Source organism: Deinococcus planocerae (assembly GCF_002869765.1).
In the GTDB taxonomy this organism is placed as follows: Bacteria; Deinococcota; Deinococci; order Deinococcales; family Deinococcaceae; genus Deinococcus; species Deinococcus planocerae.
Genome location: NZ_PNOR01000032.1, coordinates 20969 through 47920, shown reverse-complemented (window position 1 = coordinate 47920; position 26952 = coordinate 20969). Strand labels below are relative to the sequence as shown.

At 69.6% G+C, this 26952-nt stretch carries 24 protein-coding genes, 2 tRNA genes and 1 pseudogene; 10 read left to right on the top strand and 17 right to left on the bottom strand.

Annotated elements, in window-relative coordinates:
• Positions 1-560: 560 nt before the first annotated feature.
• Positions 561-1190: a DNA-3-methyladenine glycosylase gene (locus tag A7B18_RS16410; RefSeq protein ID WP_102127779.1), complete on the top strand. Its 630-nt coding sequence runs from the start codon at positions 561-563 to the stop codon at positions 1188-1190.
• Positions 1191-1197: 7 nt separating this feature from the next.
• Here A7B18_RS16410 and A7B18_RS16405 read toward each other — a convergent pair whose 3' ends face one another.
• Complete coding sequence (locus tag A7B18_RS16405) at positions 1198-2271, bottom strand: methyltransferase domain-containing protein (RefSeq protein ID WP_102127778.1); 1074 nt, start codon at positions 2269-2271, stop codon at positions 1198-1200.
• Between the two features lie 52 nt (positions 2272-2323).
• Between A7B18_RS16405 and A7B18_RS16400 the strand changes: the two genes are divergently transcribed.
• The 3 genes from A7B18_RS16400 to A7B18_RS16390 all read left to right on the top strand — a co-directional run bounded on the left by A7B18_RS16400 (position 2324) and on the right by A7B18_RS16390 (position 5856).
• The gene (locus tag A7B18_RS16400; protein ID WP_102127777.1) at positions 2324-3721 is read left to right on the top strand and encodes a TrkH family potassium uptake protein; all 1398 of its coding nucleotides are present in this window, start codon (positions 2324-2326) and stop codon (positions 3719-3721) included.
• Positions 3722-3724: 3 nt separating this feature from the next.
• A complete protein-coding gene (locus tag A7B18_RS16395) occupies positions 3725-5116 on the top strand; it encodes a TrkH family potassium uptake protein (protein WP_180970201.1) in 1392 nt (463 codons plus the stop codon).
• Between the two features lie 80 nt (positions 5117-5196).
• Positions 5197-5856, top strand: a complete 660-nt coding sequence (locus A7B18_RS16390; RefSeq protein WP_102127775.1) for a potassium channel family protein — start codon at positions 5197-5199, stop codon at positions 5854-5856.
• Between the two features lie 466 nt (positions 5857-6322).
• Here A7B18_RS16390 and A7B18_RS16385 read toward each other — a convergent pair whose 3' ends face one another.
• The 3 genes from A7B18_RS16385 to trpC form a co-directional block, all read right to left on the bottom strand.
• Positions 6323-6778, bottom strand: coding sequence for a hypothetical protein (locus A7B18_RS16385; RefSeq protein ID WP_102127774.1), 456 nt, complete (start codon positions 6776-6778; stop codon positions 6323-6325).
• 27 nt (positions 6779-6805) lie between these two features.
• The gene (locus A7B18_RS16380) at positions 6806-7534 is read right to left on the bottom strand and encodes an MBL fold metallo-hydrolase (RefSeq protein WP_245872930.1); all 729 of its coding nucleotides are present in this window, start codon (positions 7532-7534) and stop codon (positions 6806-6808) included.
• Between the two features lie 95 nt (positions 7535-7629).
• A complete protein-coding gene (trpC, locus tag A7B18_RS16375) occupies positions 7630-8418 on the bottom strand; it encodes an indole-3-glycerol phosphate synthase TrpC (RefSeq protein ID WP_102127772.1) in 789 nt (262 codons plus the stop codon).
• Positions 8419-8479: 61 nt separating this feature from the next.
• Between trpC and hpt the strand changes: the two genes are divergently transcribed.
• Positions 8480-9007 carry a hypoxanthine phosphoribosyltransferase gene (gene hpt, locus A7B18_RS16370; RefSeq protein ID WP_102127771.1) on the top strand — a complete coding sequence of 176 codons (528 nt, stop codon included), beginning with the start codon at positions 8480-8482 and terminating at the stop codon, positions 9005-9007.
• A 477-nt stretch (positions 9008-9484) separates the two neighbouring features.
• On the opposite strand, the gene A7B18_RS21540 is transcribed toward hpt, so the two are convergent.
• The 5 genes from A7B18_RS21540 to nth all read right to left on the bottom strand — a co-directional run bounded on the left by A7B18_RS21540 (position 9485) and on the right by nth (position 17795).
• Positions 9485-10372: a DUF4062 domain-containing protein gene (locus tag A7B18_RS21540; protein ID WP_146009567.1), complete on the bottom strand. Its 888-nt coding sequence runs from the start codon at positions 10370-10372 to the stop codon at positions 9485-9487.
• A gap of 9 nt (positions 10373-10381) precedes the next feature.
• Entirely contained in the window at positions 10382-14875 is a 4494-nt protein-coding gene (locus A7B18_RS16365; protein ID WP_102127770.1) for a TSCPD domain-containing protein, read from the bottom strand.
• Between the two features lie 223 nt (positions 14876-15098).
• Positions 15099-15815 (bottom strand): zinc ribbon domain-containing protein, encoded by a 717-nt coding sequence (locus A7B18_RS16360; protein WP_102127769.1) that lies wholly within the window; start codon positions 15813-15815, stop codon positions 15099-15101.
• A gap of 76 nt (positions 15816-15891) precedes the next feature.
• A complete protein-coding gene (locus tag A7B18_RS16355) occupies positions 15892-17130 on the bottom strand; it encodes an MFS transporter (protein ID WP_102127768.1) in 1239 nt (412 codons plus the stop codon).
• Entirely contained in the window at positions 17127-17795 is a 669-nt protein-coding gene (gene nth, locus A7B18_RS16350) for an endonuclease III (protein WP_102127767.1), read from the bottom strand. Before nth ends, A7B18_RS16355 begins: the two co-directional genes overlap by 4 nt.
• Before the next feature lie 341 nt (positions 17796-18136).
• Here nth and A7B18_RS16345 point away from each other — a divergent pair.
• Positions 18137-18212, top strand: a tRNA-Trp gene (locus A7B18_RS16345).
• 103 nt (positions 18213-18315) lie between these two features.
• Here A7B18_RS16345 and A7B18_RS23125 read toward each other — a convergent pair.
• The 3 genes and pseudogenes from A7B18_RS23125 to A7B18_RS16330 form a co-directional block, all read right to left on the bottom strand.
• Positions 18316-19746: pseudogene (locus A7B18_RS23125) on the bottom strand (diguanylate cyclase domain-containing protein); the annotation flags it as partial.
• Positions 19747-19852: 106 nt separating this feature from the next.
• A complete protein-coding gene (gene cutA, locus A7B18_RS16335) occupies positions 19853-20173 on the bottom strand; it encodes a divalent-cation tolerance protein CutA (protein ID WP_102127766.1) in 321 nt (106 codons plus the stop codon).
• Positions 20174-20198: 25 nt separating this feature from the next.
• Entirely contained in the window at positions 20199-20582 is a 384-nt protein-coding gene (locus A7B18_RS16330; RefSeq protein ID WP_245872928.1) for a cell division protein FtsB, read from the bottom strand.
• A 50-nt stretch (positions 20583-20632) separates the two neighbouring features.
• Here A7B18_RS16330 and A7B18_RS16325 point away from each other — a divergent pair, with 50 nt between their 5' ends.
• The 3 genes from A7B18_RS16325 (at position 20633) to A7B18_RS16315 (ending at position 22421) form a co-directional block, all read left to right on the top strand.
• Positions 20633-21115 (top strand): acyl-CoA thioesterase, encoded by a 483-nt coding sequence (locus tag A7B18_RS16325; protein ID WP_102127764.1) that lies wholly within the window; start codon positions 20633-20635, stop codon positions 21113-21115.
• A 29-nt stretch (positions 21116-21144) separates the two neighbouring features.
• Positions 21145-21408 carry a hypothetical protein gene (locus tag A7B18_RS16320; RefSeq protein WP_102127783.1) on the top strand — a complete coding sequence of 88 codons (264 nt, stop codon included), beginning with the start codon at positions 21145-21147 and terminating at the stop codon, positions 21406-21408.
• Between the two features lie 122 nt (positions 21409-21530).
• Entirely contained in the window at positions 21531-22421 is an 891-nt protein-coding gene (locus tag A7B18_RS16315; protein WP_245872927.1) for an ROK family protein, read from the top strand.
• 252 nt (positions 22422-22673) lie between these two features.
• On the opposite strand, the gene A7B18_RS16310 is transcribed toward A7B18_RS16315, so the two are convergent.
• Positions 22674-23900 carry an aminopeptidase gene (locus A7B18_RS16310; RefSeq protein WP_102127762.1) on the bottom strand — a complete coding sequence of 409 codons (1227 nt, stop codon included), beginning with the start codon at positions 23898-23900 and terminating at the stop codon, positions 22674-22676.
• 86 nt (positions 23901-23986) lie between these two features.
• Here A7B18_RS16310 and A7B18_RS16305 point away from each other — a divergent pair.
• Positions 23987-24063: transfer RNA gene (locus A7B18_RS16305), tRNA-Pro, on the top strand.
• 46 nt (positions 24064-24109) lie between these two features.
• Here A7B18_RS16305 and A7B18_RS22690 read toward each other — a convergent pair.
• From A7B18_RS22690 to A7B18_RS16285, 4 genes are all read right to left on the bottom strand, one after another.
• Entirely contained in the window at positions 24110-24463 is a 354-nt protein-coding gene (locus A7B18_RS22690) for a hypothetical protein (protein WP_245872926.1), read from the bottom strand.
• A gap of 75 nt (positions 24464-24538) precedes the next feature.
• Positions 24539-25318 (bottom strand): PSP1 domain-containing protein, encoded by a 780-nt coding sequence (locus A7B18_RS16295; protein WP_102127781.1) that lies wholly within the window; start codon positions 25316-25318, stop codon positions 24539-24541.
• A 108-nt stretch (positions 25319-25426) separates the two neighbouring features.
• Positions 25427-25804 (bottom strand): RidA family protein, encoded by a 378-nt coding sequence (locus tag A7B18_RS16290; protein WP_102127761.1) that lies wholly within the window; start codon positions 25802-25804, stop codon positions 25427-25429.
• 48 nt (positions 25805-25852) lie between these two features.
• Positions 25853-26911 carry a PP2C family protein-serine/threonine phosphatase gene (locus A7B18_RS16285; RefSeq protein ID WP_102127760.1) on the bottom strand — a complete coding sequence of 353 codons (1059 nt, stop codon included), beginning with the start codon at positions 26909-26911 and terminating at the stop codon, positions 25853-25855.
• Positions 26912-26952: the final 41 nt, after the last annotated feature.

The window sequence follows — 26952 nt, the reverse complement described above, 5'->3', positions numbered from 1 at the left end:
TCGGGACAGCGAGGAGCGCATCTGCCAAAATACGAGCGCGCTCCCCGCGAAGCTTGAGGTTCCACACACCCTCTTTCTCGCCCCTGGGAGCGCTTTTTCGCTACCTATTCAGGTGCAAGTTCTGAGTAGTACGGAAGGAGTCGGTCTGAGATTCAATTCGGAGGCACAACGGACACAACGGGTCAGGCTCCGGCGTCGGGTTCTGTCGACCCTGTGGCTGGGGACGGTGACGTGGTTTTGCACGCTGGTGCTGCTGTCAGACCTCACCCTCGATGTCACGACGGGCCTCAGGGGGCTGGCCCTGGGCGTCCTTGCATATGGATGGTGGCGGGGTTGGGGGGCAAGCCGAATGAGTGCCCCAGGTTGGGTGGAGGTCTTTCTGACGACTCAGGTGGCACTGACGCTCGCCTGGGGATGGCCGAGGACTGACGCTCACCCGGTCACGTCGCGGCCAGCAACACGCGATGATCTGCTCTCTACGGGCATGATGCTTGTCGCAGCGCTCCTCTTCCTGGGAGCCGTGATCTACCTCCGCCTGCCGCGCCGAGAGGAATGAGCCTTTGACTTCTCCCCTCCCCCCCGCCTTCTTCGACCGCGACCCCACGCGCGTCGCCCGTGAATTGCTCGGCGCGACCCTCGTCCGCGTCCTGCCCGGTGGCGAGCGGCTGGCGGGCCGGGTGGTGGAGGCCGAGGCGTACGACTGCCCGCGCGACCCCGCCTGCGCCGCCGGGCGCTTCCACCTCGTCCGCACCGTGGCGATGGCGATTGCGCCCGGCCACTGGCTCTTCTGGTCGGCGCACGGGCACCCGCTGTTGCAGGTCGCCTGCCGCGAAGAAGGCGTCTCGGCGAGCGTCCTGATCCGCGCCCTGGAACCGCTGGAGGGCCTGGGCACCATGCTCACTCACCGCCCCGTGACCCGCGAGCGCGACCTGACGAACGGGCCCGCCAAGCTCGTCTACGCCCTCGGCCTCGACCCGGCGGCGGTGGCGGGCCTGCCCGTGACCGGCCCTGCCCTGCACCTCCTCCCCGGCGAGCCCCTGCCCGACGAGCGGGTGGAGGTCACGGCGCGGGTCGGCATCCTGGCGGGGAAGAACCTGCCGTGGCGCTTCCTGATCCGGGGCAACCCGTGGGTGTCGCCCGGGGTGCCCAGCATGGACCTCAGCGCGGGGCTGAGGGGGGCGGAGGGGTGAGTCTCTTCTAGGTCTTCCCCAGCAGGTACGCCTTCGGATGGTGCCCGCCGCTGTACACCTGGAACAGCTCGCGGGCGTGCCAATGGGTTTGCTCGCGCAAAAGCCGCTCGAACAGCCGAATCTCGTGGGTGAGGACCACCAGGCGCCCGTGGCGGCTGCACAGGCGGTGCATCTCCTGAAGGAAGGCGGGGTACAGGGCCGCGTTGGCGCGGTGGTCGCCGATGGCGTCGCCCCAGGGAAGGTCGGAGACGATCAGGTCGAAGGAGCGGGCGGGGAGGCCCGTTTGCAGGGCGTCCACCTGGGCGACCTCCACGTCGCGCCCGGCGGCCTGAAGGTTGGCGCGGGCGCACTCGACGGCGCGGGGGTCGGTGTCCACCCCCACCATCGCGGCGGAGGGACCCATCAGCGCCCGCTCGACGAGCAGGGTGCCGCTGCCGCTCATGGGGTTGAAGATGCGGTCCTCCTCACGCTGCCCGGCGAGCCGGTGCAGGGCGAAGGCGACCGTGGCGTTCAGGCCGCCCCCCAGGTTGCACACCCGCCACGCGCGCGCGGAGAGGGGCCGGGGCGTGATGCGCGCCAGGACCTCCCAGCCGGGGCCGTCCTCCTGGGGGCGCAGGCGGATCAGGAGTTCGCCCTCCTCGGGGTCGAAGGGGAGGTCCAGGGCCGACTGGAGTTCGTCCGCGATGCGCCCCATCACGCTCGACTCGCGCCCCGCCGCCGCCAGCCGGAAGGAGCGGTGCCCGCCGAGGCGCACGACCTCGCCGAGGTAGGCCGTCAGCTCCCCGAACTGCTGGTGCCCCAGCAGGCCGCGCGGGCGGGGCACGTCCCAGGCCTGCACCCGGTAGACGGCGACCGGGCCGCGCAGCCGGGTCAGGCGCTCGGGGTCGCCGGGGTACCAGAAGCGCAGGCCGCGGATGTCGCGCGCCAGGGGCACGGCCCCCAGTTCCGCCGCCGCGACCTCCTCCAGACCGGGCAGGGCCTCGGCGACGTACTCGTGGGCGGGCTGGCGGGCGCGGTGGTCTCCCTGCGGGCGTTTCGGGCGGTGGGGGCGGGCACTTCCGGAGCGGGGGGAACGCGGCATAGCAGGGCAGTATAGAGGGCGGGGGGCCGGTGATAGAATCGCCCGTTTCCCTATGGCACTCTCCCCTCCCCCCCGAACGTCCGACCCGGCGGCGCGCGTCCGCAAAGGGCTCTTCTCGCGGGTCAGTCCGCCGCAACTGATCGCGCTCTCGTTCGCGGTAGGGATCCTGGTGGGGGCGGTCCTGCTCACCCTGCCGGTCACCCACGGGCCGGGCCGCGACGTGACTTTCCTGCAAGCCCTCTTCACGGCCACGAGCGCCCTGTGCGTGACCGGGCTCAACGTCATCGACCCGGGGCGCGACTTCAACCGCCTCGGGCAGGTCATCATCCTGATCCTGATTCAGGTCGGCGGGCTGGGCATCATCACCTTCGGGACCGTGTTCGCGCTCGTCACGCGGCGGCGGGTGAACTACAGCGAGCGCATCCGGCTCGCCCAGCAGATCAGCGCCTTCAGCGCGGGGGACGTGGTGCCGCTCATCCGCAACATCTTCCTGTACACCTTCGTGATCGAGGGGGTCGGCGCCCTGCTCCTCGCCCTGCGCTTCGTGCCGCTGGAGGGGTGGGGGCGGGGGCTTTTCTACGCCGTCTTCCACTCGGTGAGTGCTTTCAACAACGCGGGCTTCGCGCTCTACAGCGACAACTACCTGCGCTTCGTGCGCGACGACCTCGTGAGCATGGTCACCGCGGGGCTCATCATCCTGGGCGGGCTGGGCTTTCTGGTGCAGCTCAATGTGGTCGCGCACCTCCTCGACCGCCGGCGCAACCGCCTGCTCGTCCACAGCAAATTGACCCTGACGATGACGGGAGCGCTCCTCCTGATCGGCACGCTGACGTACCTGGGGCTGGAGTGGAACAACCCGCGCACGCTCGCGCCGCTGGGGCTGGAGGACAAGCTGCTCGCCTCCTTTTTCCAGAGCGTCGTGACGCGCACGGCGGGCTTCAACACCCTCGACTACGGGGCGATGGGGCTCGCCACCCTCTTTATCTCCATCATCCTGATGTTCATCGGGGCGAATCCCGGCTCGACGGGCGGCGGGATCAAGACGAGCACCTTCTACGTGATGATGGCCTCCGCGTGGAGCATGGTGCGCGGGCGGGGCGAGATCGTGCTGTTCAGCCGCCGCATCGACCGCGAGACGGTGATCCGCGCGATGACGGTGGGGCTGCTGAGCATCGGGCTCGTGAACGTCATGTTCATCCTGCTGCTGGTGTTCAACACCAACCCGAACGTCCTCTTCGTGCAGCTCTTCTTCGAGGCGGTGAGTGCGTTCGCCACGGTGGGCCTGAGCATGAACGCCACGCCGCTCCTCAACCCGGCGCAGGAGATCGTCCTGATCGGGCTGATGTACCTCGGGCGCATCGGGCCGCTGACCTTCGCGGTGGCCTTCAACAGCCGGGGGGAGCAGGACCTGGTGAAGTACCCGGCGGAAAAGGACATCCTGATCGGGTAACCCATGCTGATTCCCTTTCCCCGAGCCCCGCGCCCGTCCGGCCCGCCCCGGCGGTCGCTGATGTCGCGCTTCACGCCGCCGCAGCTCATCGCCGTGGTGTACCTCGTGGGGATCGCGCTCGGGACCGGGCTGCTGCACCTCCCCGGCGTGACCGCCCCCGGCGCGGCGCTGAACTCCATCGACCGGCTCTTCACGGCCACGAGCGCCATCTGCATCACCGGGCTGGTCGTGGCGGATACGGGCGAGACGTTCACGCGGGCCGGGCAGGTCATCATCCTGGTGCTCTCGCAGATCGGCGGGCTGGGCATCCTGACCTTCGGGACCCTCTTCGCCTTCCTGACCGGGCGGCGGGTGAACTTCACCGAGCGCCAGCACCTCGTCCAGCAGATCAACGCGCTCGACGTGGGCGGGGTGGTGTCCCTCATCCGCATCATCTTCCTGTACACCTTCGTGGCGGAGGGGGCGGGGGCCGTGCTCCTCGCCCTGCGCTTCGTGCCGCAGTTCGGGTGGGGCGAGGGGCTGTACCAGGCGGTCTTCCACGCGGTGAGTGCCTACAACAACGCGGGCTTCGTGGTCGTGCCGGGCGGGATGGGGCAGTACGTGGGCGACCCCCTCGTGAGCCTCACGGTCAGCACGCTGATCATCCTGGGGGGGCTGGGCTTCCTGGTGCAGCTCAACGCGGTGACCCACCTGCTCAATCCCCGGCGCAACCGTCTCCTGGTGTACTCCAAGCTCACCCTGCTGACGACCGGGGTGCTGCTCCTCGTGGGGATGGTCCTCCTGCTCGTGCTGGAGTGGACGAACGCGCGGACGTTCGGGCCGCTCGACCTCGGGACCAAGCTCCTCGCCTCCTTCTTCCAGAGCGTGACGCCGCGCTCGGGGGGCTTTGCCACGGTGGACATCTCCGCGATGACGAGCGCGAGCCTCTTCCTGCTGATCGCCCTGATGTTCGTGGGGGCCAACAGCGGCTCAACGGGGGGCGGCATCAAGACGAGCACCCTCGCCATCCTGGTGGGCAGCGCGTGGAACATGGTGCGCGGGCGCGGCGACCTGATCGTCTTCGGGCGGCGGGTGGAGCCGGAAAACCTGGTGCGGGCGGGGACCGTGACCACCCTCTACACGCTGATGGTGGCCTCGGCCTTCTTCGCCATGCTCGCCACCAACCCGAGACTCGGCTTCACCCACCTGCTGTTCGAGACGGTGAGCGCCGCCGCCACCGTCGGCCTGAGCATGAACACCACCCACCTGATCAACGACCCCGGTCTGGTGATCCTGAGCGTGCTGATGTACCTCGGGCGCATCGGCCCCCTGACCTTCGCCACCTCCTTCAGCCTGCGGGGCAGTCAGACACGGGGCGTCCAGTATCCGCCGGAGCGCGACATTCTGGTCGGGTAGGGGGCGGGGAGGCACCCCGACGACCTCCCCATTCCGGCCTGCCCCGCGCTACCCTGTCTCCCGAAAAGAGGCCCGCCCGAATGAAGACCAAACAATGCCTGGTGATCGGCCTGGGCCGCTTCGGCTCCGCCGTCGCCACCACCCTCTACGAGATGGGCCACGAGGTCGTCGCCATCGACCACAACGAGGACAACGTGGAGCGGGTGATGAACCGCGTCACCCACGCCGCCATCGTGGACGCCACCGACGAGCGGGCGCTGCGGAGCATCGGCGCCGCCGACTTCGACGTGGTGGTCGTCGCCATCGGCACGGACGTGCAGGCGAATATCCTCGCCACGATGAACGCCAAGAGCCTCGGCGCGCCCTACGTCGTTACCAAGGCCGTGGACGAGATGGCGCGGCGGGTGCTGGAGCGGATCGGGGCCGACCTGGTGATCCGGCCCGAGCACGACATGGGGGTAAGGCTCGCGCGGCAGATCGCCACGCCGAACATCGTGGATACGCTCGACCTGGGGGGGGACTACGCCATCGTCGAGATCGAGGCGAACGAGCGGTTGCGGGGGTCGCTGCGGGACCTGAACCTGACGGGGCGGTTTGGGGTGCAGGTCATCGCCATCAGCCGGGCGGGGAAGGTGGAGGTGACGCCGCGGGCGGAGGATACGCTTCGGCCTCACGACAAGTTGGTGGTGATCGGGACGGGGCACAGTTTGGATGAGTTGCGGCGGTATCTGGGGGAGTGAAGGGGGCAGGGCGACTTGCGACGGTTTGCCCCCACCCCCCCGCCCCCTACCCCCAGGAGGGCAGGGGGAGCTTGTCGCTGCGCTCGGCAAGGGTCTACGGGCGGCGTGGGTGGTCGTGTCTTTCTGGGCGCAATGTCTGAACTTGTCGTGTCCCATCTGCGAGCCCACCGTCTCGCTGCGCGAGCCGACGTGGTGGTGGGCCAGGACCGTCCACTCATCGGCCATCCGGATTTGCGTTTTGAAAAGCGCAAAAGCTTTGGCTTCTTCGCTCCCTCTCCCCTTGCGGGAGAGGGTCGGGGTGAGGGGGCGCGTGACCAACCCCAACACCGCTTACCGCCCACTCCCCATCTTTCCGCCCCTCCCCCTTGACTCGCAGAGCTGCTTGCAGAGGGGGGCTGGGACTCGAAAAGCTGCGGAGCAGAGGGGGTGAACCGAAGCGCCCCTCAGCGCCCCTCCCCGCCCAACCTCACTCCCCGGCATCCTCCCCCGGCAACGCGCGCAACCCCGGGCAGCTCAGCCCCCCACGCACCCCCAGCGCCTCCACGACGGCCTGGGGCGGGAGGGAACCCGTCACCCGTGTGTCTGGGAGGAGGGGCACCGATCCTTCAGGAGTGAGCAGTTCGCTACGGGTATGGAGCCGCACGGCCCGCTCGACGCAGGCGGCATCCCGAGCGCTCAGGGTGAGGGTGCGGGAGGCGTCCCCGTTCGTGACCGTGACCGTCACCGGGCGGGCCTCAAACCCGGCGAGGACCCGGGCGGCGCGCGCCTGCCCCACCAGGGCTCCCGCGCAGGCCGCGAGCAGGGGCAGCAGGGCCGCCAGTCCCCACACCGCGCCCGCCCGCGCCGCGCCGGGCCGCAGGAGGAGCGCGAGCAGCACCCCGGCGAAGGCGAGCGTGAGGAGCAGGTACAGGGCGGCGAGCATGGGGGCAGTGTAGAGCGGGGCCAGAGGCTAGAGCCGGGTCTCCAGCCCGTCCCGCGCGAAGGCCCACCTCTCCGGCAGCCCCACGGCCCGCACATCCACGTCGTGCGACAGGTGGGTGAGGAGGACGCGGCGGGCCGCCCGCGCCCACGGCAGCGCCACCGCCTCGCGCACGTCGTACACGCTGCGGGTGGCGTGAACGGCCCCGGACTCGTCCGCGAAGGACGTGCCGAGGATCAGGAGGTCGAGGCCCGTCAACCACGTCCGCACCGTCTCTTCGGGGATGTCGATGGCGTCGGTCACATACGCGGTGCGGATGCCGGGGCCGTCCAGCCGGAAGGCGTGGCTGTGCCCGTTCGCCCCGTGGGGAACGCGGAAGGCGCGGACGTGGACCCCTGCGACTCGCAGGCCCTCCTCGGGGAAGGGATGGACGCGGGGGCCTTTGCGGAAGGCGTACCGGAAGCGGTCCTCGATCTGGGGCAGAACCTCGGCGGGCGCGTAGACCGGCAGGGGAGCCAGCGCCGTCTGCCCGGCCAGGGCGCCGTTCATGGGCAGGTCCCCCCCCGCGTAGACGGCATAGTCCAGCAGGTCCCCCAGTCCCAGCAGATGATCGTTATGCGCGTGCGAGACGACCACCGCGTCCGGCACAAGCGGCCCCGGCAGCCGGGCGAGCTGCCCGTGGAGGTCCGGGCCGCAATCGAGGAGCAGGGTTTGACCTGCTCCACGGACGAGGGCGGCGCTGCGGGTGCGGCGGTTCACGCCTTCCGTCCGGGCCTCCTGACAGACGGGGCAGCCACACCAGAAGCGCGGCACGCCCTTGCTGTCCGCTGTGCCCAGGAAGCGGAGCGTGGGACTCAACGCCCCAGCAGGCGCCGGGCCGCCCCCTCCAGGTCGCCGCTGCCCGCGAGGCTGCTCCCTACGAGCACGGCGTCGGCGAGGTCACGCACTCCGGCCAGGTCCTCCGGCGTGCGGTAGCCGCTCTCCGCGACGAGGACGCCCGTGAAGCCCGCCTCCCGGGCACGGCGGATCAGGCGCGGGCTCACCCCGAGGTCGATACTTAGGGTGGTCAGGTCGCGGTTGTTCACCCCGATGATCTCCGGCCCCGCCGCCAGCGCCACCTCCAGCTCCGCCTCGTCGTGGACCTCCACGAGCGCGTCGAGGCCGAGCCCGTGGGCCGTCCGCAGGTAGTCGCCCACCGCCTCGCCGAGCACGCTGACCATCAACAGGGCGGCGGACGCTCCCCAGTCGGCGGCCTCGCGCAGCATGGCGGGGTGGACGACGAAATCCTTGCGCAGGACCGGAATGTCCACCCCGGCCACGACCGCGTGCAGCGCCTCCGGGCTCCCGTCGAAGTGGCGGGGCTCGGTGAGGACGCTGATGGCCGAGGCACCCCCCGCCTGGTACGCGCGGGCGGCCTGCGCCGGGTTGAGGGGGGCGATGGCGCCCTCACTGGGGCTGGCCCGCTTGACCTCGGCGACCAGGGCGAGGGCCGGGCCGGAGAGGGCGGCGTGGAACCTCCGCTGGCGGGGACGGGGTGGACCCGGCGTCTCCTCTGCCCCCGCGTAGTCCTGCACCCGCTCGCGCACGATGCGGCCCAGGACGCCCGGCACCCGCTCGACATTCACCGCAAACCCGCCCGTCATGGGGCGGAGTATACGGGCGGGCAGAGAGAGACCGGGGGCCGCGTGTTAGCCTGGGCGCGATATGAGCCTCGCCCCCGGCAACGGCCCCGTGCAGATCACGCCCGAGCAGCTTCAGGCCCGCATTCAGGAGCTCGGGCGCAAGATTCGCGCCGACTACCAGGGCAAGGACCCCCACCTGATCTGCGTCCTCAACGGCGCCTTCCTCTTCCACGCCGACCTTGTGCGCTCGCTTGGCCTGCCCTGCACCATCGACTTTCTCCAGGCCAGTTCGTACGGTGACGCCAAGCAGACGAGCGGCGAGGTCAAGCTCGTCAAGGACCTGCAATTCCCGATCAGCGGCAGGCACGTCCTCCTCGTCGAGGACATCGTGGATACCGGCATCACGATGAACTACCTCCTGCACTACCTCCAGGGGCGTGGCCCCGCCAGCCTCAAGGTCGCCGCGCTGCTGAGCAAGCCCAGCCGCCGCAAGGTCGAGGTCCCCGTCGAGTACCTGGGTTTCACCATCCCCGACGCCTTCGTCTACGGCTACGGCCTCGACCGCGCCCAATTCGACCGCAACCTGCCGTTCATCACGAGTCAGGATTGAGGGGGAGAAAAGCCTGTTCAGAAAGCAAGGCAGGTCTCAGGCATTCCCTTCACCGTTCAAGTGAACCATTGATTCTCGATAGATATGATTCCACCGAGAATCAATGATGAGACACCATTGATTCACTCCTCGACATCGCGCAGGGGCAGACCATTAGGCCGGTGGCGTCGCCGATTGCGAGGCTATAAAGGTGTTTTTGTAGGCACTGATAACAGTGAAATCAGCAAGAGAGGCTTTTGAAATGATCTTAACAACACGTTTCCTTGCCAAACCATACGCTGCCCATATTACTAAGGCTCCTAAGAGGCACCCGAGATTTTCTCTTTACAGCGGCCCATTAAATCCTCGCAACAACACCTCACCTTGAGTTCTCCATCCTCGACAGCCGCTTCCGCAAATTTACCATGCACTCGACAATACTCCTCCTCAAGCAAACCTGCCAGTCTCTCATATATAGATTGGGTGATTTTATCAGCATTAAGCAACTTTCTTCAGCTCCTCTAAAGTTTTTCTGGACTCATCCAACACTTCTACACCACTAACCCAGAACTGCCTCCAGCTTTCACCTCCATCCGCATAGATACCAAACTCATCCATCTTTGTAAATGCGATCAAAAGTTCACGAAGTGCTCTAGCCGTTGAATGGTCGCTTGGGGGTACATCGTGCATAGACATCAATATACTTTTCGCTTTTCTCAGTATGACTTTACCCTGTCTTTCATTAATGGGTTCACTATCTCGCTCGATTTCAAACTGATACTTGAGGGAGCCGACGTTCTTAATAGCTAGATCTATCATGCTTAAGTCCCTGTTGGGCCGATTTACGGTTGTGTCAGCTCCATCTACATCCGCATAGCCATCCAACGATCTTGCCAATTTATCAAGGTGGCGACGCAACTTTTCTATGAGCTCGCTTGTAGTTGAAAACGAGTCGTGCAAACCCTTCTGACTCGCCTCAGTTTTAAATTTTTTGACGGCAGCATACTGATCCGCATCTATGGAATCTGTGTCTGACCTCTTTGAAGAGAAATAAAGCATTACTCTTTTGCCCGCTTCTAACATTTCTTGCATCTCTTCTATGGTTCCTGAGTCAGCTCTTCCTGTTGAACTCCCAAGACGCGTCCAAAAGATGCCAATTAAGATGTCACTATTTCTAATTATCTGACTATTGATTACCTCTTGGGGCCTCCTTCCATACTCAGGCAGTGTGTTATTCTCCCACCTAACGGGTAGAAAAATTAACTTATGGTGCTCAGCGTTTTCAGTGTTCCATTTCAATACAGTGTTTTCAACGGCGTCCCTCTCTTCTGTCACATCTGAAGGTGATGCAATTACCACGTTATAAGCTTTCGCGTTAAAAGGCATTTTATCTCCTTAGCCACACTTCGAGTACCCGCACGCCTGGCACTTCAGGCACCCCTCTTCCCGGATCACGGCCCGCTCCTCGCACACCGGGCAGCGTTCGCGGCTCAGGCCCTCCACGCTGACGCCGCTCGGGGCAGCGGGGGCGAGGGCAGGCGCGTCCACGCTGGCCCCGGCGAGGGGCGGCAGAGCGGCGGCATCCATGTCCTTCTGGAAGGTCTCCAGGGCGACGGCGATCAGGTCGGCCTTGGAGCCCACCAGACGACCGTTGTAGCTGCCGTAGAGGCCGCCGTTGATGCCGCGCAGGGTCTTGATCAGGGCCTGGGCGGGAACGCCGTGCTGGAGGGCGATGGAGACCACACGGCCCAGCGCCTCGGAGTCGGCGTTCGCCTCGTCGCCCGCGCGCCCGCTGATCACCATGACCTCGATGGGCTTGCCGCCCAGGTGGTTGACGGTGACCAGGAAGGACCGCCGATGCCCGCTCGTCGGGTCGGTGAGCTTCACCATGTCGGTGATGCCCTGGAGGCGGACCGGGCGCTCGTAGACGGGGGTGGTGGGCTGCGGGTTGTGGGCCGTGGGCCTGGGCAGGGGGACGGACACGGCGGCGGGCGCGGGGACGCTCTGGACTTCGGGCTGGGTCACGACTTCCTCGGTCTTCTCCCCCATCACCTCGGCCACCGCCTCGGCGGGCGTCTCCTCGGCCTTCTTCTCCTTCTTCTTGCTGGTGGAGAGCACTTGGAACTGGCGCGAGCCGTCGCGGTAGACGGTGATGCCCTTGCAGCCCGTCTTGTACGCCTCGCTGTAGGCGCCCTGCACGTCCTCCACGGTGGCGGAATTGGGCAGGTTGATCGTCTTGGACAAACTGTTCGACGCGTGCTGCCCCCCGTCGTCGAAGGCCCGCTGCACGGTGCCCTGCATCCGCACGTGGTCCTCCGGCTTGATGTCGTGGGCGCACACGAACACCTGTTGCAGCGCCTCGGGGATGAAGGCGAGGCCCACCACCGAGCCGTGGTTCTCGCTGATCGCCTCCGTCACCTTGTCCCAGTCCCAGCCGCCGTCCTTCTCAAGACCTGCGGGGGCCGGGTACTGGTTGAGCAGCTCCACGAACAGGGGGGCCAGCAGCGCCCGGTACTCCGAGCCGATCTTGCGCCAGATGAAGGGGCTGAAGACGGGCTCGATGCCGGAGGAGACGCCCATGAGCATGCTAGTCGTGCCGGTTGGTGCAACGGTCAGGACGGCGACGTTCCGGCGCGGCCCGTGCGGAACCTTCTTCGCGTTACGCTGGTAGACGGGGTACACGCCCCGTTCCTGACCCAGCCGTTCGCTCTCGGCGACCGCCTCTTCCCGCAGGGCACTCATGATGTCGTAGATCGCCTGTCGTCCGGCCTCGTTGTCGTAGCGCAGCCCCATCTTGATCAGGGCGTCGGCGAGGCCCATCACGCCCAGGCCGAGGCGGCGCAGGTCTTGGGAGGCGACCCGGTTGTCCTCCAGCGCGAAGACGTTCACGTCGAGCACGTCGTCGAGGAAGCGCACGCAGGTCCGCACGTCGGCGCGGAAGGTCGGGTAGTCGAAGGTGCTGCCCTTCACGTAGGCGGCGAGGTTGATGGCGCCGAGGTCACAGGGTTCTCCAATTGTAAGTGGGATCTCACCACACTGTCGGGTATTTACGTAACTGAAGCGAGGTTTTTCGCCTTGAGCAGATACAGTGTGGTGCCCGATGTAGTAATTGTGGAACTCGTCCACCGTACCGTTGTATACGTCCTCCTGCCCTACGCACTCCACCGCCACGACGCGGTGGTTCGCCACGCTGGCGCGCTCAGTCAGAGAGGCGTAAGTCGGCAAGCCGCCCGGATGGAGACGCACGGGCACTCCTGCCTCACGGCAGTGGGCTTCCCATTCCGTCTTGAGCGGACGACGGCCTAGGCGGAACTTCAAGTCGTTGAAGGCCCGCACCTGGCGCTCGCTGGTGTTCTCGCTGACCCGCCCCATCGTGGACCGCGCCCCTTCACGTCCGGCGGCGGAGGCACGCTTCAGGCCACAGGGACGGCAGTAGCTCACCTCGCGGCGGTTCCAGGGTTGCTCGTAGTGCGTGCCGCAGTCCTCACAGGCGCGGGTGACGATGGGGTAAAAGTTGCCCTCGTGCCGCACGGCCACGTAACCGGAGGCGAGCGCCGATTGGTACAGGTCGAAGTTATGGACGGCCTGACGGGACTGGCCCACACCGCGCGGCAGGGCAGGCAGACCCAGTTCGGCGGCCACCCGCTCGGAGAGGGCGTTCACGCTCCCCAGCTCCGCCTCGCGGTGATCAGAGAAGCTCTGAGGGAGGCCGCGTTCCTTGGCGTAGGTCTGCCATTCGCGGTTCGTGAACCCTCGGCCCAGGGCTCGGGCGAGTTCCCGGGCGGCCTCCACCAGCTCGTTGTGACTCAGCCCCGAGTGGCGGCCATTGCGCTCGCCGGAGGTCACGGCACTCATACGGCTGCGGTAGGCGTCCTTTGCAGCGTCCGTGAGCTGGCCCCACCACCGCTCGCGCATGGGGTTGTTGTCGCCCAGCATGTCGGCCCGGTGCAGGTTGTCGTGCGCCTCCACCGTCATGACTGCTAGGTTGCTGAGACGGTTGTTCTGCGCGTCGTAGTCGCGGTGATGTACGACCTCGCCCGTCTTGAGAGCGCGGCCAAGGGCGAAGGCAGCGATGAGGCGGTGCTCGCCCTTCGGCTGACCCTTGCCGCTGGTGAGCCACACGTAGTTCTGGCTCCGGGTCTTCGTCATGTGCGGCAGCACTTCGTCGAACTTGGCATGAAAGCGCGTCAGCGACGCCACCGAGTCCCCCGGCTGGAGCGCCAGCGCCTCCCGGGCCGTGCCGTCCGTCAGGTTGAATCGGTGGTTTCCCGTCACCCGGACCTTCAGCCCATCGTCGAACGTCACCTCATAGATGGGCTGGTCGTAGCCCGTCACGCGCGGGTTGCGCATCCAGCGCACGGCCACGTTGCCCCGGTCGTCCTTCGTGTACACGGGCACGTCCACGCCCGCCTCGGTCAACTCACGGAAGCTCACCGCGCCCCGTCCGTCGGCCACCGCGACGAGCGTATCCCCCGTCACGCACGGGTTCGTGCTCCTGATCTCGTACCGCTTCCCCAGGTTCTTGAGCGCCGAGTACTCATTCACCCGGTCCACGAAGATCAAGCCCGGCTCCCCCGTCGCCCAGGCGTGCTGCGCGATCTGGTCCCACAGCCACTTCGCCGGAATCCCGGGCCGTTTGTCGGCGGGGTTGTAGCGGCCCTGCGGCGCGGTGCGGTACAGCGGCACCCCGCGCGCCCCGTCCTCCGCCCGTTCGGGGAGGGTGGGCAGGCGCCCGTCGTACATCCCGCCCTGCGCTTCGAGGTAATACTTACCGGGCACGTCCTGCACGTCCACGTGCCACAGCCCGTCGCCAGAAAGCGTCTGCCAGAACTTCTCGGTGACGAGGATGGAGATGTTGAAAGTGGAGATGTCGCCCTCGGCGGCCTCGCGGTCGAGGTCCTTGGCGGTCAGGAAGTCCAGCACGTCGGGGTGCTCGATGGAGATGGTCGCCATCCCAGCGCCGCGTCGGGTGCCGCCCTGCCTCACAACTCGAAGGACTGGCGCGTACACGAACCGCAGCGTGTTGATCGGCCCGCTCGTCTCCCCGCCCCGGTTGGCCCACTCCAGGAAGTTGTCGAAAATCTCCATCAAGAAGGAGACTGGGCCGCTGCTCGTGCCCCCCGAGCCCTTGATAGGCGCTCCCTCGGGCCGCATCTCGGAGAGGTCGATGCGCGGCTCGACGCCCACCTTGGCGCTCTCGGCGACCGCGCGGGCCGCGTCGATGATGCCGCCCATGTCGTCGGCGACGGGCTGCACGCCGTCGGGGAGCGCGCGGACGATCTGCACGCCGCTCATTCGGGCGGAGGCGACGAGTTCGGGGGGAATCGCGTGGCCGTACACCACCCGCGTCCAGTTGCGCACCGCGACGGGCTGCTTCTCGCCGTCGGGCTGGGTGGGGGGCCGCATCAACCCGTCGATGAAGTCGGACACATCGGGGTGGGCGGCGCTCATGTATGCCCAGCCGCGCACCCCCGCGTCCGGGCGGCTGCTCTCGGCGCGGGGCGTGTAAACGTCGAGGTTCACCCCGTTGCCGCCCCCCACCTTGGTCACCAGGGCGAGTTTCTTGGCGACTTCCATCACGCCGTCGAAGCTCTCAGGACTGTGATCTGTCGCACCTTGCACGAAGCAGTTGAGAACGTTCCCGTGCTGCGTCCCCGCTCCCGCCAGCACGCGCCCACCCGGGCAGAACTTCTTCTCCGCCATCAGGTCGTAATACTTCTGCGCCCACGCCAGCCGCGCCTCCGGGGTCTCTGCCCCCGCCACCCAGTCGGCGATGCGGCGGAACATGCCGCCGAGGTCGCCGTCGCCGGGCTGGAGGTACTGCCGCCTGGCGATGTGGTGGGCGTTCTCGTCGAAGTTGCTGAGGTTGCGGTCGGGCGCGGTGGTCATGGCGAAGTCTCCTTGAAATGACAGGGATAGCCCCACTCCCCGGTGAGGGAGTGCGCTTGGTCAGGGCCGAATCACGATTCGGTTACTTTTGTCGGGTGACTGTACACGCTCCCGGGTACAAGAGATTGTAGGCCTCTTCAGGATCGGGTACTAGATGTGGGCAGGCCTCGGGAGAAGTCCAGAGACTGGCCCTCGCGCAAGCCGGTTGTGCCCCTGCCGCCGTTTAACCCAGCTTGATCAGGAACCGCCCGCACGACGGGCACTTGACGGGGGGCAACTTGCCCTGGGCCGCGCGCTGCTGGACGTTGACGGGCAGGTTGACGTTGCAGCCGGTGCAGCGTCCGCCCTGGATTTCGGCCAGTCCCAGGCCCTTTTTCGACTTGCGGATCAGGTCGTATTCCTTGACGGTGCGGGAGTCGAGGGCGGCGACGAGCGTGGCCCGCTCGTCACGCATTCCGGCGCCCTGGTCGCGCAACCCTCTCACGCGGGCCTCGTCCTGGGCCTCCAGCTCGGCGAGGCGGGGGCGCAGGGCGCGGTGCTCGGCGCGCAGCTCGGCGGCCCGGGTCGAGAGGTCGCGGACACGCTCGCGCAGCGGCGTGAGGTCTTCTTCCATCTCCTCGGCGCGCTCGCCGAGCATCTGGATGCGGCTGCCGTACTGCGACTGGGTGCGGGCGTCGAAGGCGTTCTTGTCCTGTTCCTCGCGGGCGCGCTGCACCTGCTCGCGGGTTCCGGCGAGGTCCTGTTCGAGCTGGCGCAGCCTCTTCTCGACGCCCTCCAGGGTGATCTCGGTGTCCTCCAGCTCGTTGTTCAAGCGCTCCTGCTCGGCGCGGGCCTCCCGCAGGTCACCCGGGATGCTCGCCTCCTCCGCCCGCAGCCGGTCGAGGTCCAGGTCGAGCTGCTGCACGCGGTACAGGCGTTGAAAGGGTCCGGTGTCACTCATCGGGGCTCAGTGTACCCCCGCCCCAGGTGCCGGGCGCCGGGAAGGCCTTCAGAGAGTGGCCCCGCAACGGGGGCCCTCAGGAGGTGGGCCCCGCGCTCGCCCGCGCCGCCGGGTGTCCGCTGCGCCGCGCGGGGCGGTACAGGCCCAGGTAGATCAAGACCACGCTCCCCGCGTACATCAGCAGGGTCCAGGCGAAGAGCACGTTGAAGGCGACGGAAAAGGGCAGCGCCCCCCGCACCACCCCGGACATGAGGCTGCTCACGGCCCAGCCCGCGTCCCAGGCGATCAGGTTGATGCCGGAGTACATCGGGCGGTCCTCCTCCGGCAGGGCGGACATCGCGTAGGCGGAATAGACCGGGCCCGCCGCGTTCATCAGGGCGCCGCGGGTAAAGAGAGCCGCGCTCACCATCCAGAGCTGCGGGGCAAAACCCAGCAACGCCAGGAAGGGGAGGCTCGCCGCCTGCACGATCAGGACGGCGGTCAGTTGCCCCAGCCGCCGCACGAGGAGAGGTTGCAGGAGGGCGGTCGCCGCCGTGGCAAGGCTCGTCCAGGCGAAGAGGGTGCCCAGCCCGGCGTAGTCCACGTCGAACTTGCCCTCGATAAAGACGTTGAGGAAGGGAATGGTCGCCCCCGCCCCCAGCCCGACGAGCACGTTGGGCGCGACGAGCCGGATCATCGTGAGCTTGTCGCGCACGGCGAGGGAACGGCCCGGCGAGCGCGGTTTCCCGCTGGGGCGCAGCAGGAGGACCGGGATCAGGCCCGCGAGCTGGAAGCCCGCCGACATGAGCAGCGCCGCCCGCAGCGCCTCCAGGCCGTCCGGGGCGGTGCCCGTCGCCGCCGCGTACGCCCCCGGGACCTGCCCGCCGAGCAGGTTGCCCACGAACCCCGCGCCGGTCATCAGGGCGCTTTGCACGCTGAACAGGGTCACGCGGTTGGTCTCGTCACTGTGGTTCGCCATGAAGGGGGACCCGGCCACCGAGAGCAGCGCCGCCCCCGCCCCCTGCACGAGCGCCCCCGCGATGGCGGCCCCCGGTCCCCCCGCCAGCGCCAGGATCACGGCCCCGATCACGCTCAAGGCGCTGCCGAGCTTGAGGGTGTGGGCGTTGGAGATGCGGCGGGCCAGCGCCACGGCGGGCAGGCCCAGCCCCGCCAGGGTGAGGGCCGGGAGGGCGGTGACGAGCCCCCGCCACTCGGCGCCGAGGCCCAGCGCCCGCAGGGAGAAGTTCAGGAAAAGCGCCGCGAACGCCTGCGACAGCCCGAAGGTGAAGGCCGAGGCAAGGTAGAGCCAGAGCTGACGCGAAAAGCGCCAGTTCACGCCTCCACCCCGACCTGCGGGCAGAAGGCGAGCAGCACGCACTCGGCGCAGCGCGGGCGGCGGGCCACGCAGACGCGGCGCCCGTGGAAGATCAGGGCGTGGTGGAGGAAGACCCAGCGTTCACGCGGGAAAAGCCCCCCGAGGTCCGCCTCCACCCGGTCGGGGTTGGTCTGCACGCTCAGGCCGAGGCGGCGGGCGAGGCGGCCCACGTGGGTGTCCACGGCGATGGCGGGGTAGCCGTAGGCGTTGCTCAAGACCACGTTCGCCGTCTTGCGCCCCGCGCCGGGCAGGGCGACCACGGCCCCGAAGTCGTTCGGCACCTCGCCCCCGTGCCGCTCGACGAGCAGCCGGGCGAGGGCCGCGAGGTTGCGCGCCTTGGCCCGGGACAGCCCGATGGCGCGGATGTACGGTTCGAGATCCTCGGCGCCCGCCGTGCTCATCGCGTGGGCGTCGGGGTAGCGGGTAAATAAGGCGGGCGTGGCGGCGTTCACGCTCACGTCGGTCGCCTGGGCGCTCAGGACCGTGGCGACGAGCAGCTCGAAGGGGGTGCGGAAGACGAGTTCGGTGCGGGCGTCCGGGTAGAGGGCCTCCAGCGCCGCGAGCACGAGCGGCGCCCGCTCACGCGCTCCGTCGGGGAGGGGCCGGGTCTTGGGGTCGGGGGGCACGCGGCGCAGCCTAGCTCGGGTGGGGGGTCTGGAGTCGTGACGGAGGACGCCGCAGGAGAGCTCTCCCCTATGAGGGGTCCGGATGGATGGACACCCCCCTTCTCAGGCTTTCTTCCCCAAGATTCTCGCCCCGTGGCTCCCCTCTCCTGTGGAGCAGTCCCAGGCTCGGGGGAGCGGTCGGCGAAGCTGACTGACCCGGCGAGCGGCCCGCACAGGGGTCGTCCCCAAACCCAGGACTTCGCGGCGGCTCGGCGGCTCAGGCGTCCACCCTTGCGCGCCCGCCGGGGCCTTTGCTATGCTGCCCGGGCTCGCTGGCGGGGACGTGTTCCGGGGCAGCGCGTGGGTCCTTAGCTCAGTTGGTAGAGCGGCGGTCTCCAAAACCGTAGGTCGAGGGTTCAAGTCCTTCAGGGCCCGCCAGGGTCGCCTCCCAGCCGGGGGGCGCTTTTTTGTGGGCACTGGCGAGGGCGGCGCGCGTCACGCGCTTGATTCCATACATCGCCTGGTCGGCGTGGCGCAGCAGGGCGTCGGGGGTGCGGGCCTGCGCGGGGGCGCGGCTCCAGCCCAGGCTTCCGCCCACCCGCACGGGGGTCGTCCCGACCGTGAAGGGGGAGGTCAGGGCGGCGGCCACCCGGCGCCGCACCGCCCCCAGGCGACGGGGGCCACCTCCCGGCACGAAGAGCGCGAACTCGTCGCCGCCCATGCGCGCCACGAGCACCCCCGGGGGCAGGGCCGCGGTGAGCCGCCCGGCGAGCGTGACGAGCAGCCCGTCTCCGGCGGCGTGCCCGTACGCGTCGTTCACGAGCTTGAAGCCGTCGAGGTCGAGCACGCCCACCGCGAAGGCTTCCGCGCCCGCCCGCCGGGGTGCGCGCGCCGGGCCCGCCAGGGCCGCGCACGCCTCCTCCAGCACGGCCATGAAGCGCGCCCGGTTGGGCAGACCGGTCAGCCCGTCGTGGAAGGCGAGGTACTCCAGGCGGCGCAGGGCCAGGCGCCGGGCGATCAGGAGGGCGGCGAGGTCCGCGAACTGCGCGAGGAGCCCCGCCTCGGTGGGGTGGGGCGGGGTGGCCCGGCGTCCGTAGAGGGTCAGGGCGCCGAGCACCGGCCCGCCCGCCTCGCGGATGGGAACGCTGTAGGCCCGGCGGTAGCCCGCCTCGACGAGGGGCCCGCGCAGCGCGTCCGGAAAGCCCTGCGGGGTCAGGGCGAGCACGGGCTTTTCTTCGAAGACGGCCCCCCCGCAGGAAAAGGCGCGCGTCTCCCGCGCGGGCTGCCGGGCCCCCCCGGCGAGCGGGGGCAGGCGCGGCGGGCCCACGAGCACGAGGTCGTCCCCGTCGCACAGCGAGGCGCAGGCGGCGCTGCCGGGCAGGCGTTCGTCGAGGGTGGCGATCAGGGCACCCAGGATCTCGGGGAGGGGCGCCCCCTGCGCGGCGAGGTGCATCGCGCGGGTGTGCCCGGTGGCGAGCGCGAGCGCCTGGCGCTGCGCCGTCACGTCGCGCAGGGCGGCCAGCCAGTGGGTCACCGTCCCCGCGCCCTCCCCCAGCCGCAGGGGCGTGACCTGGGCCTCCATCCAGCGGATGTCCTCCGAGCGCAGGGGCAGGTCCACCCGGAAGGGCTGCCCCCGGGCGGCCAGCTCCGCCGCCTCCGGAAACGCCGCCCGCAGGCTCTCCCCCGCCCCCGCGAAGAGGGCCTCCAGGCTCGCCCCGCGCAGGAGCTCGGGCGTCTGCCCCAGCAGCCGGGCGAAGGTGTGGTTGGCAAACGCCCCCCGCCAGGCCCCTCCCGGCCAGTCGGCCTCGCCGGGGAGGGGCTCCCCCACCCGCTCCAGAATCAGGGTGGGGTCGCTGCCCTCCAGCAGGGCGAGCCCCTCCAGGGGCACCGGGGTCGGGGAGGCCGCCCGCGCCGTGGACCGGCCAGACGTCGTGGCCTGAGTCCGCTGCGCCTCCTCCCGGTGCACGGTCATACCCCAGTGTAGGGTCTTGAGCTGGAGTTCATCTATGAAAGTGCATGCAAGAGCTTCAACGTTGAACGCAGTCCAGAGGGGCGAGGCCCGGGGCCGGGGCCGGGGTCTAGCCTCCGCTCAGGGTGGTGGAGGCGAGGAGCCAGCTCTGGAACTCGGGGAGGGCGCGGTCGAAGGGGAGGGCGATGATTTCGGGGACCTCGTAGGGGTGCATGGCCCGCACGCGCGCCTCGAGGTCGGGGTAGCGCTCGCCCGTGGTCTTGATGATGAGGAGCGATTCGGGGTCCTCGGCGATCTCGCCCTCCCAGCGGTAGACGCTGTGCAGGCCCCCCACGACGTTCACGCAGCCCGCCAGCCGCTCGGCGACGAGGGTGCGCGCGATCTCCCCGGCGCGTTCGGGAGGCACGGTGACCAGCACGACGAGTGACATACCCCGAAGCATACGCCCGCCCGGCTCAGGGCAATCGCCGCGCCGCGCAGTTCTCGCCGGGGGTCTCGGGGGCCCCCACCGCCACGATCACGTCCTCCTCCACCCCGACGAAGCCCTGGCAGCGCGCGAGCTGTTCGAGGTAGGCAGGGTCCTCGGCGGCGGCCACGCCCTCCTTCAGGACGCGCACGTCGCGCTCGAGACCTTCGACGCGCTCCTGGGTCTCGCGGGTCTCGCGCACCCAGGTCACGCTGCGGTAGCCCAGGTTGCCGAGCTGGAAGGTGAGCTGCACGATCCCCAGCCCCGCGAGCAGCGAGGCGAGCATCAGGGTAAAGGGCAGGCGCCGGACCTGACGCCAGCGCGCCCGCAGGCCGTGGGCCGGGTGGGAGGGCGGCGGGTCGGGGGCGGTCATGGGCCAGAGCATAGCGCCGCAGCAGGGGGCGGCCCCGGCATAATGGCCCCATGACGAGCGGCACCCCCTCCCCCTCCGCGCGCGCCGCCGAACCGCCAGCGCCCCTCCACCTGGCCGAGCTCGACTGGACCCGCGCCCACCGCACCGAGATCCAGATGCGTTACGGCGACATCGACGCGATGGGCCACCTCAACAACGCCGTGTACGTGCAGTACCTGGAGACCTCGCGGGTGGTCTTGATGAGCGACCTCGGCGTGCGGGAGACCGAGGACCACTCGGTGATCGCCCGCCTGGAGCTCGACTACCGCCGCGAGGTGCTCTGGGGCCAGCGGGTCCGGGTGGACAACCTCGTCGAGCGCCTGGGCCGCACGAGCTGGACGGTCGTCTCGCGCCTCCTGGCCGACGGCGAGCCCTGCGCCTACGCCCGCACCGTGCAGGTCCGGGTGGACGAGGCGCACCGCCCCGAGCCCCTGCCCGAGCGGGTGCGCGCGGTCCTCGCCCCGCTGCTCGTCCCCGGAAGCGCGCCGACGTGAGCGGCGGGCCCCACTTCGAGGACCGGGGGATGTACCAGGGAGACGTGTGGGGGCGCCTCGACACCCTGCCCCGGCTGCTCGCCGAGGGCTGGCGGCGCACCCTGTCGGACGGCGGCGTGGTCAGCGTGGTGCGCACCCCCTTCCAGTGGGCGATGGGCAGCCCGGTCATCGAGATCGAGACGGGCGGGTACATGGGCGACGTGGGTCTGTACGTGCCCGAGGTGCAGCTTCCGGAGGCGCTCGCGCTCCTCGGCGGCGGGGACGGGGACGCGCCCGACATAGAGCGGGCCTGACCCGCCCGCCGGGGCCCGGGGTAGAGTGCGGGCCGCAGGGCCCCGCCGCGCCCCCGGGCCCGCAGGCTGGAAGCCCTTCCAGACTCCGGGCCGCGCCCCACTCCCCCTGCGAGGTGAACGAAGTGAATCAAACGAGCATCGGCGTGGACGTCGGCGGCACCAAGATTGCCACGGGCGTTCTCCGGAACGGAGAACTCCAGGACCGCCACGTCCAGCCCACTCCCGAGACCGGCTGGGAGGCCGTCCTCGACGCTGTGGCCGCCCAGGTGCGCGAGCTTCAGGCGCGGCACCCGGACGCCACCCTCGTCGGCGTCGGCGTGCCCGGCCCCCTGAACAGCGACCGCACCCGGGTCAAGTTCGCCCCCAACATCTACGGCTTCATCGACGTGCCTCTCGTGGACGGGTTGCGCGACCGCCTCGCTCAGCGCGTGGTGCTGGAGAACGACGCCAAGGCCGCCGCCCTGGCGGAGGCGTACCTGGGCGCGGCGAGGGGCACCGAGAGCAGCGTGTACGTGACGGTGAGCACCGGCATCGGCTCGGGGATCGTGCTGAACGGCAAACTCTGGCGGGGGAGGCACGGCATCGCCGGGGAGATCGGGCACATCACGGTGATGCCGGGCGGGCCGGTGAGCGGCGCGGGGCTCGACGGGGCGCTCGAAGCCGTCGCCAGCGGCACCGCCATCGCCCGCGACGCGAGCTACGCCCTGAACCGCGACGTGTCCACCGCCGAGGCCTTCTCGCTCGCCGCCCAGGGCCACCCCGCCGCCCGCCGGGTGGTGAACCAGGCCACGCGGGCCATCGGCGTGGCCCTCGCCGACCTGCAAAAGATCCTCGACCCCGAAGTCTTCGTGATCGGCGGCGGCGTCGCCAGCGTCGGCGACCCCTTCTTCCAGGGGGTGCAGGCCGCCGCCGACGAGTACGCCGCGTCCTTCGCTCCCGTCACCATCCGCCGCGCCCAGCTCGGCCCCGACGCGGGGGTGATCGGGGCGGCGCTGGCGGCGGGGCAGGGGTAGGGGGCTGGTGGCGTGGAGCGGGTGGCTTGAGGAGGGCTGGGGCGTGGGCCTGAGCTCCAAAGCATTTGACGAAAATTGTCACCCTGAGCGAAGTGAAGGGTCTCGTCAGGCCCGTTGGAGATGCTTCGCTGCGCTCAGCATGACAGTATTCTTGTGTCCAATGCTCTGGCCCAGTTCGGGAGGGGGCGGCCCAGAAAATCCAGGCCGCCCCTCCACTTTGCCTCCACAAGCGACAAGCCACCCGCCGCAGGCTCAGATCACGAACTCCCCTCCCCGCATCACCGCCTCGCGTCCGCCGTCCTTCGTGATCCCGTCCACGTCGATCTCGCCCGAGCCGATCATCCAGTCCACGTGGGTGAGGCTGTCGTTGCCGCCCCTCGCATTGAATTCCTCCACGCTCATGTCCACCCCGCCCTTCACGTTGAAGCGGTAGGCGTTGCCGATGGCGATGTGGGAGGCGGCGTTCTCGTCGTAGAGGGTGTTGAAGAAGAACAGGCCCGAGCGGCTGATCGGGCTGGAGTGGGGCACGAGCGCGACCTCGCCGAGGCGGTGGCTGCCCTCGTCGGTGTCGATCATCTGACGCAGGGTCTCCTGGCCCTGCCGGGCGGTCGCCTCCACCACCCGCCCGCCCTCGAAGCGGATGCGGATGCCCTCGATGAGCACGCCGTTGTACGACAGAGGCTTGGTGCTCACGACCACCCCGTCCACCCGCTCACGGTGGGGGGCGGTCCACACCTCCTCGGTCGGGATGTTCGCCGTGAAGGTGATGCCGCCTGGAGTGTCCGCCGCGCCGCCGCCCCAGATGTGGTCCTCGGCCAGCCCCACGGTGAGGTCGGTCTCCCCGCCCCGGAAGTGCAGGGCCGCGTACTGCCGCCCGGTCAGGGTCTCGCGGCGACGCTTCAGGTCGGCGAGGTGGCTCTGCCAGGCCTCCACCGGGTCGGGCTGGTCGGCGCGGGTGGCGGCGAAGATGGCGTCCCACTGCCGCTGAACGGCCTCCTCCTGGGAGACGCCGGGGAACATCAGCGCCGCCCACTCGGGCACGGGAGCGGAGATCAGGTTCCAGTTGAGGCGGTTGGTCATCACCTGCTCGGTATAGGGCTTGCGGTAGGCGGCGAGCGCGCGCTGGTGGGTGGTCACCCGCGCCGGGTCCACGTTCGCGTAGAGGTTGGGGTTGGTCGCGCGGATGGCGATGACGGCCCCGCCCGCCTCCGCCGTCTCCTTCTCGGCGTCCACCCGCCAGCGGCTGAGCCCGTCGAAGGACCCCTCCGGCGCCAGCGAGAAGCGGGCGAGCTGCACGTCGTCGTCGTCCCAGCGCACGTCGACAAAGCTCGCGCCCGCCGCGTACGCCTCGCGCACGATCAGTCGGGCGAGCGGCGCCGTGTCCACCGGGGCCTGCACCAGAACGCGCTGCCCCTCCCGCACGCCGAGACCCACCCGCACCGCCAGCCGCGCGTAATTCCGCAGCTTCTCCTCGAACATTAGGTTGCTCACGGGGGGCAGGATACGCCGATCCGCTCACCCTTGACGCCTGCGTGGGGGGCATCTATAGTCTTGGGGCTGGCCGTCGAGGCGTAGCGCAGCCTGGTAGCGCACTACCTTGGGGTGGTAGGGGTCGTGAGTTCAAATCTCGCCGCCTCGACCAGCACGAAGCTCCCTCTCAGAGGGAGTTTTTTTTGGCCCGGTGGGGCTCAGTTGAGCCGTCTTCCCCGCTCGGCCTGTTCCAGCGCGCGCCAGCCCGGGGAGCCCCAGGTGAGCCGCCCGGCCCGGTGCAGCCGCCGCAGGGTGGGGAGGTGGTACCACTCGCCGTCCACCCGCACGAGGTCGCCTGGGCGGAAGGGGACGGGGAGGAGCGGTGTCCCGGGGCGCCCCCTGCCGATCAGGCGGTTGGGGAAGACGCGTCTGCCCACGGTCGTCATGCGGGCGGGCCGGGATTTCCAGCCCGAGCCAGCCTCCAGCCTGGAACGGGGAGAACTGCGGGAGCGCCAGGCGCAGGCGACGGCCCAGCCCGCCACGCCCAGCAGAAGGAGAAGCACGACGCTCACGCCGTCAGCTCCACGGCGCGGCAAGATGAGAAGAGGCCCCTCCTGCGAAGGACCTCTCCCGGGACGTTTCCGTCCTCACGCCTCGGCGTTCTTGCCCTTGCCCTGCGGCGCGTCGGGCATCCGGCGCAGCTCGGCGGCGGGCACGCCCAGCATCATGCCCTGTTCGGTGTGCACGTCCACCGTCCCGGTGAGGGGATGGAGCTTGGTGACCTTGCCGCACGCGCCGCTTCCCTCGTGGCAGACGCGGGCGTTCTTGCGGGGCAGGTCCCCCAGGAGGTCGAGGTACTGGGTGTGCTCGTATTGCAAGCAGCACAGCAGCCGCCCGCAGGGGCCGGAGAGCTTTTCGGGGTTGAGGGGAAGCTGCTGGTCGCGCGCCATGCGGATGCTGACGGGCGCGAACTCCTGGAGGTGGCTGGACGAGCAGTTCTCGCGCCCGCAGGCCCCCAGCGTGCCGATCATCTGCGCCTGCTCGCGCGGGCCCACCGCCGCGAAGTTCACCCGGGCGCGGGTGTGTGACCTGAGGTCCTGAATCAGGCTGCCGAGTTCGATGCGGTCCTCGGCGCTGTAGCTCACCGTCACGAGGCTCTCGTCGAGGGTGAATTCGACGGCGACGAGCTTGACGGGCAGCCGCCGCTCGCGGGCGCGGGCGCGCAGCAGCCACTTCAGGTCCTCGCCCTGGCGGAAGAGGTCGTCCCAGCGGGCGAGGTCCTCGGGGCCAGCCGCGCGCAGCACCGTGCCGTAGCGGCCCTGCGGGTCGGGGGGGGAGGCTTCCCCGCGCACGGTGGCGACCTCCAGGCCGCGCTTGCCCTGCACGACGACGCGGGTGCCCACCGCGTGCGGCTCTTGGCTGAGCATCGCGTGCAGCCGGGGACTGCGTTCGAAGCGGACGGGAAGGACAACCACGCCCCGCAGGATGTCACGCTTCCCACGCGGGCGTGGAGAGACGGGGCACAAAGGGCAGGCTCACTCCCGCTCGGCGACGACCTCGATCTCCACCCGCACGTCGCGGGGCAAGCGGGCCACCTGCACCGTCGAGCGGGCCGGGTAGGGAGCGTCGAAATACTCGGCGTACACGGCGTTCATGGTGGAGAACTCGTTCATGTCGGCGAGAAACACGGTGGTCTTGACCACCCGGGCGAGGTCCGTTCCGGCGGCGGCGAGCACGGCCCGCAGGTTGTCGAGCACCTGCCGGGTCTGGACCTCGACGCCGCCCTCGACCAGGGTGCCGTCGGGCCGCAGCGGAATCTGGCCGCTCGTGAACACGAGGGTGCCGAGCACGGTGGCCTGGCTGTACGGGCCGATGGCGGCGGGCGCGCCCGCGGTCTCCACGATGTCTTTCATGCCCCCACTCTAGCGGGGGAGGAACGGGACGGCGGGGGGGGGCTGCCCCTAACTCCCGCGCCGAAAGCGGGCCGGGCGGGAGCGGGCCGGGCGCAGAACGCGGTTCAGGGGCGAGCGCCGGAAGAGGGGATGGCCCTGCCGGGCCCGCAGCACCCGCTGGGCGGTGATGATCCCCCCCAGCAGCAGGGCGCCGACGAGGCCGATCAACAGGCGGCGCTCGGGAACGAGCATCACCCCGAGCAGAGTGAAATAGGCGACCGTGAGCAGCAGGTAGGTCAGCGGACTGCTGCCCCGCCGGGCGCTCAGGAGCACGTCCACGTAGGCGGGCCCGTCCCCCTGCCGCTCGGGGAGGGTGTAGCGCGGCAGGCGACCGGGGCGGTGCACGTCCACGACCACGGCGGTGATGTTGTCGGGGCCCCCCGCGTCGTTCGCGGCGTCCACGAGCAGGCGCGTCGTCCCGTCGGGCGGCAGGGGCCGCGCGAGCAGGTCGAGGAGTTCGGCGTCGGTGAGCACCCCGCTCAGGCCGTCGCTGCACAGCAGCAGGCGGTCTCCCGCGCGCAGGGGCAGGCCGAAGAGTTCGAGCCGCACCCGCTCCTCGCCGCCGAGCGCGTTGTTCACCACGCTGCGCCACTGGTGGTCGCGCGCTTCCTCCTCGGTGAGGTGCCCCAGCCGCAGTTGCTCGGCCACCCAGGAGTGGTCGTCGGTGAGGCGGTGGAGTTCCCCGCCGCGCAGCAGGTACGCCCGCGAGTCGCCCACGTGCGCGATCAGGGCCGCGCCCCGGTCGATGAGAACGGCGAGCAGGGTCGTGCCCATGCCGACGTACTCGCCGACCGCGTGCCGCAACACCGCGAGGTTGGCCGCCTGCACCGCCTCCGCGAGCCGCTCGGGAGGCTGGCCGCGCCCGCCGAGGTAGCGCTGGCCCAGCGTGTCGAGCGCCACCGTCGCCGCGAGTTCGCCCGCCGCGTGCCCGCCCATGCCGTCCGCCACGGCGTACAGCCCGCCCCCCGGCAGATCGAGGGCCAGGGCCGCGTCCTGATTGACGTCCCGTTGCCGCCCCACGTCGGTCAGCAGACCGGAGGACAGCGGGGGCGTCACGGCGGCGCACATGTGACCAATATAAGGGAACCCTTTACCCCGAGCGCTTGAAA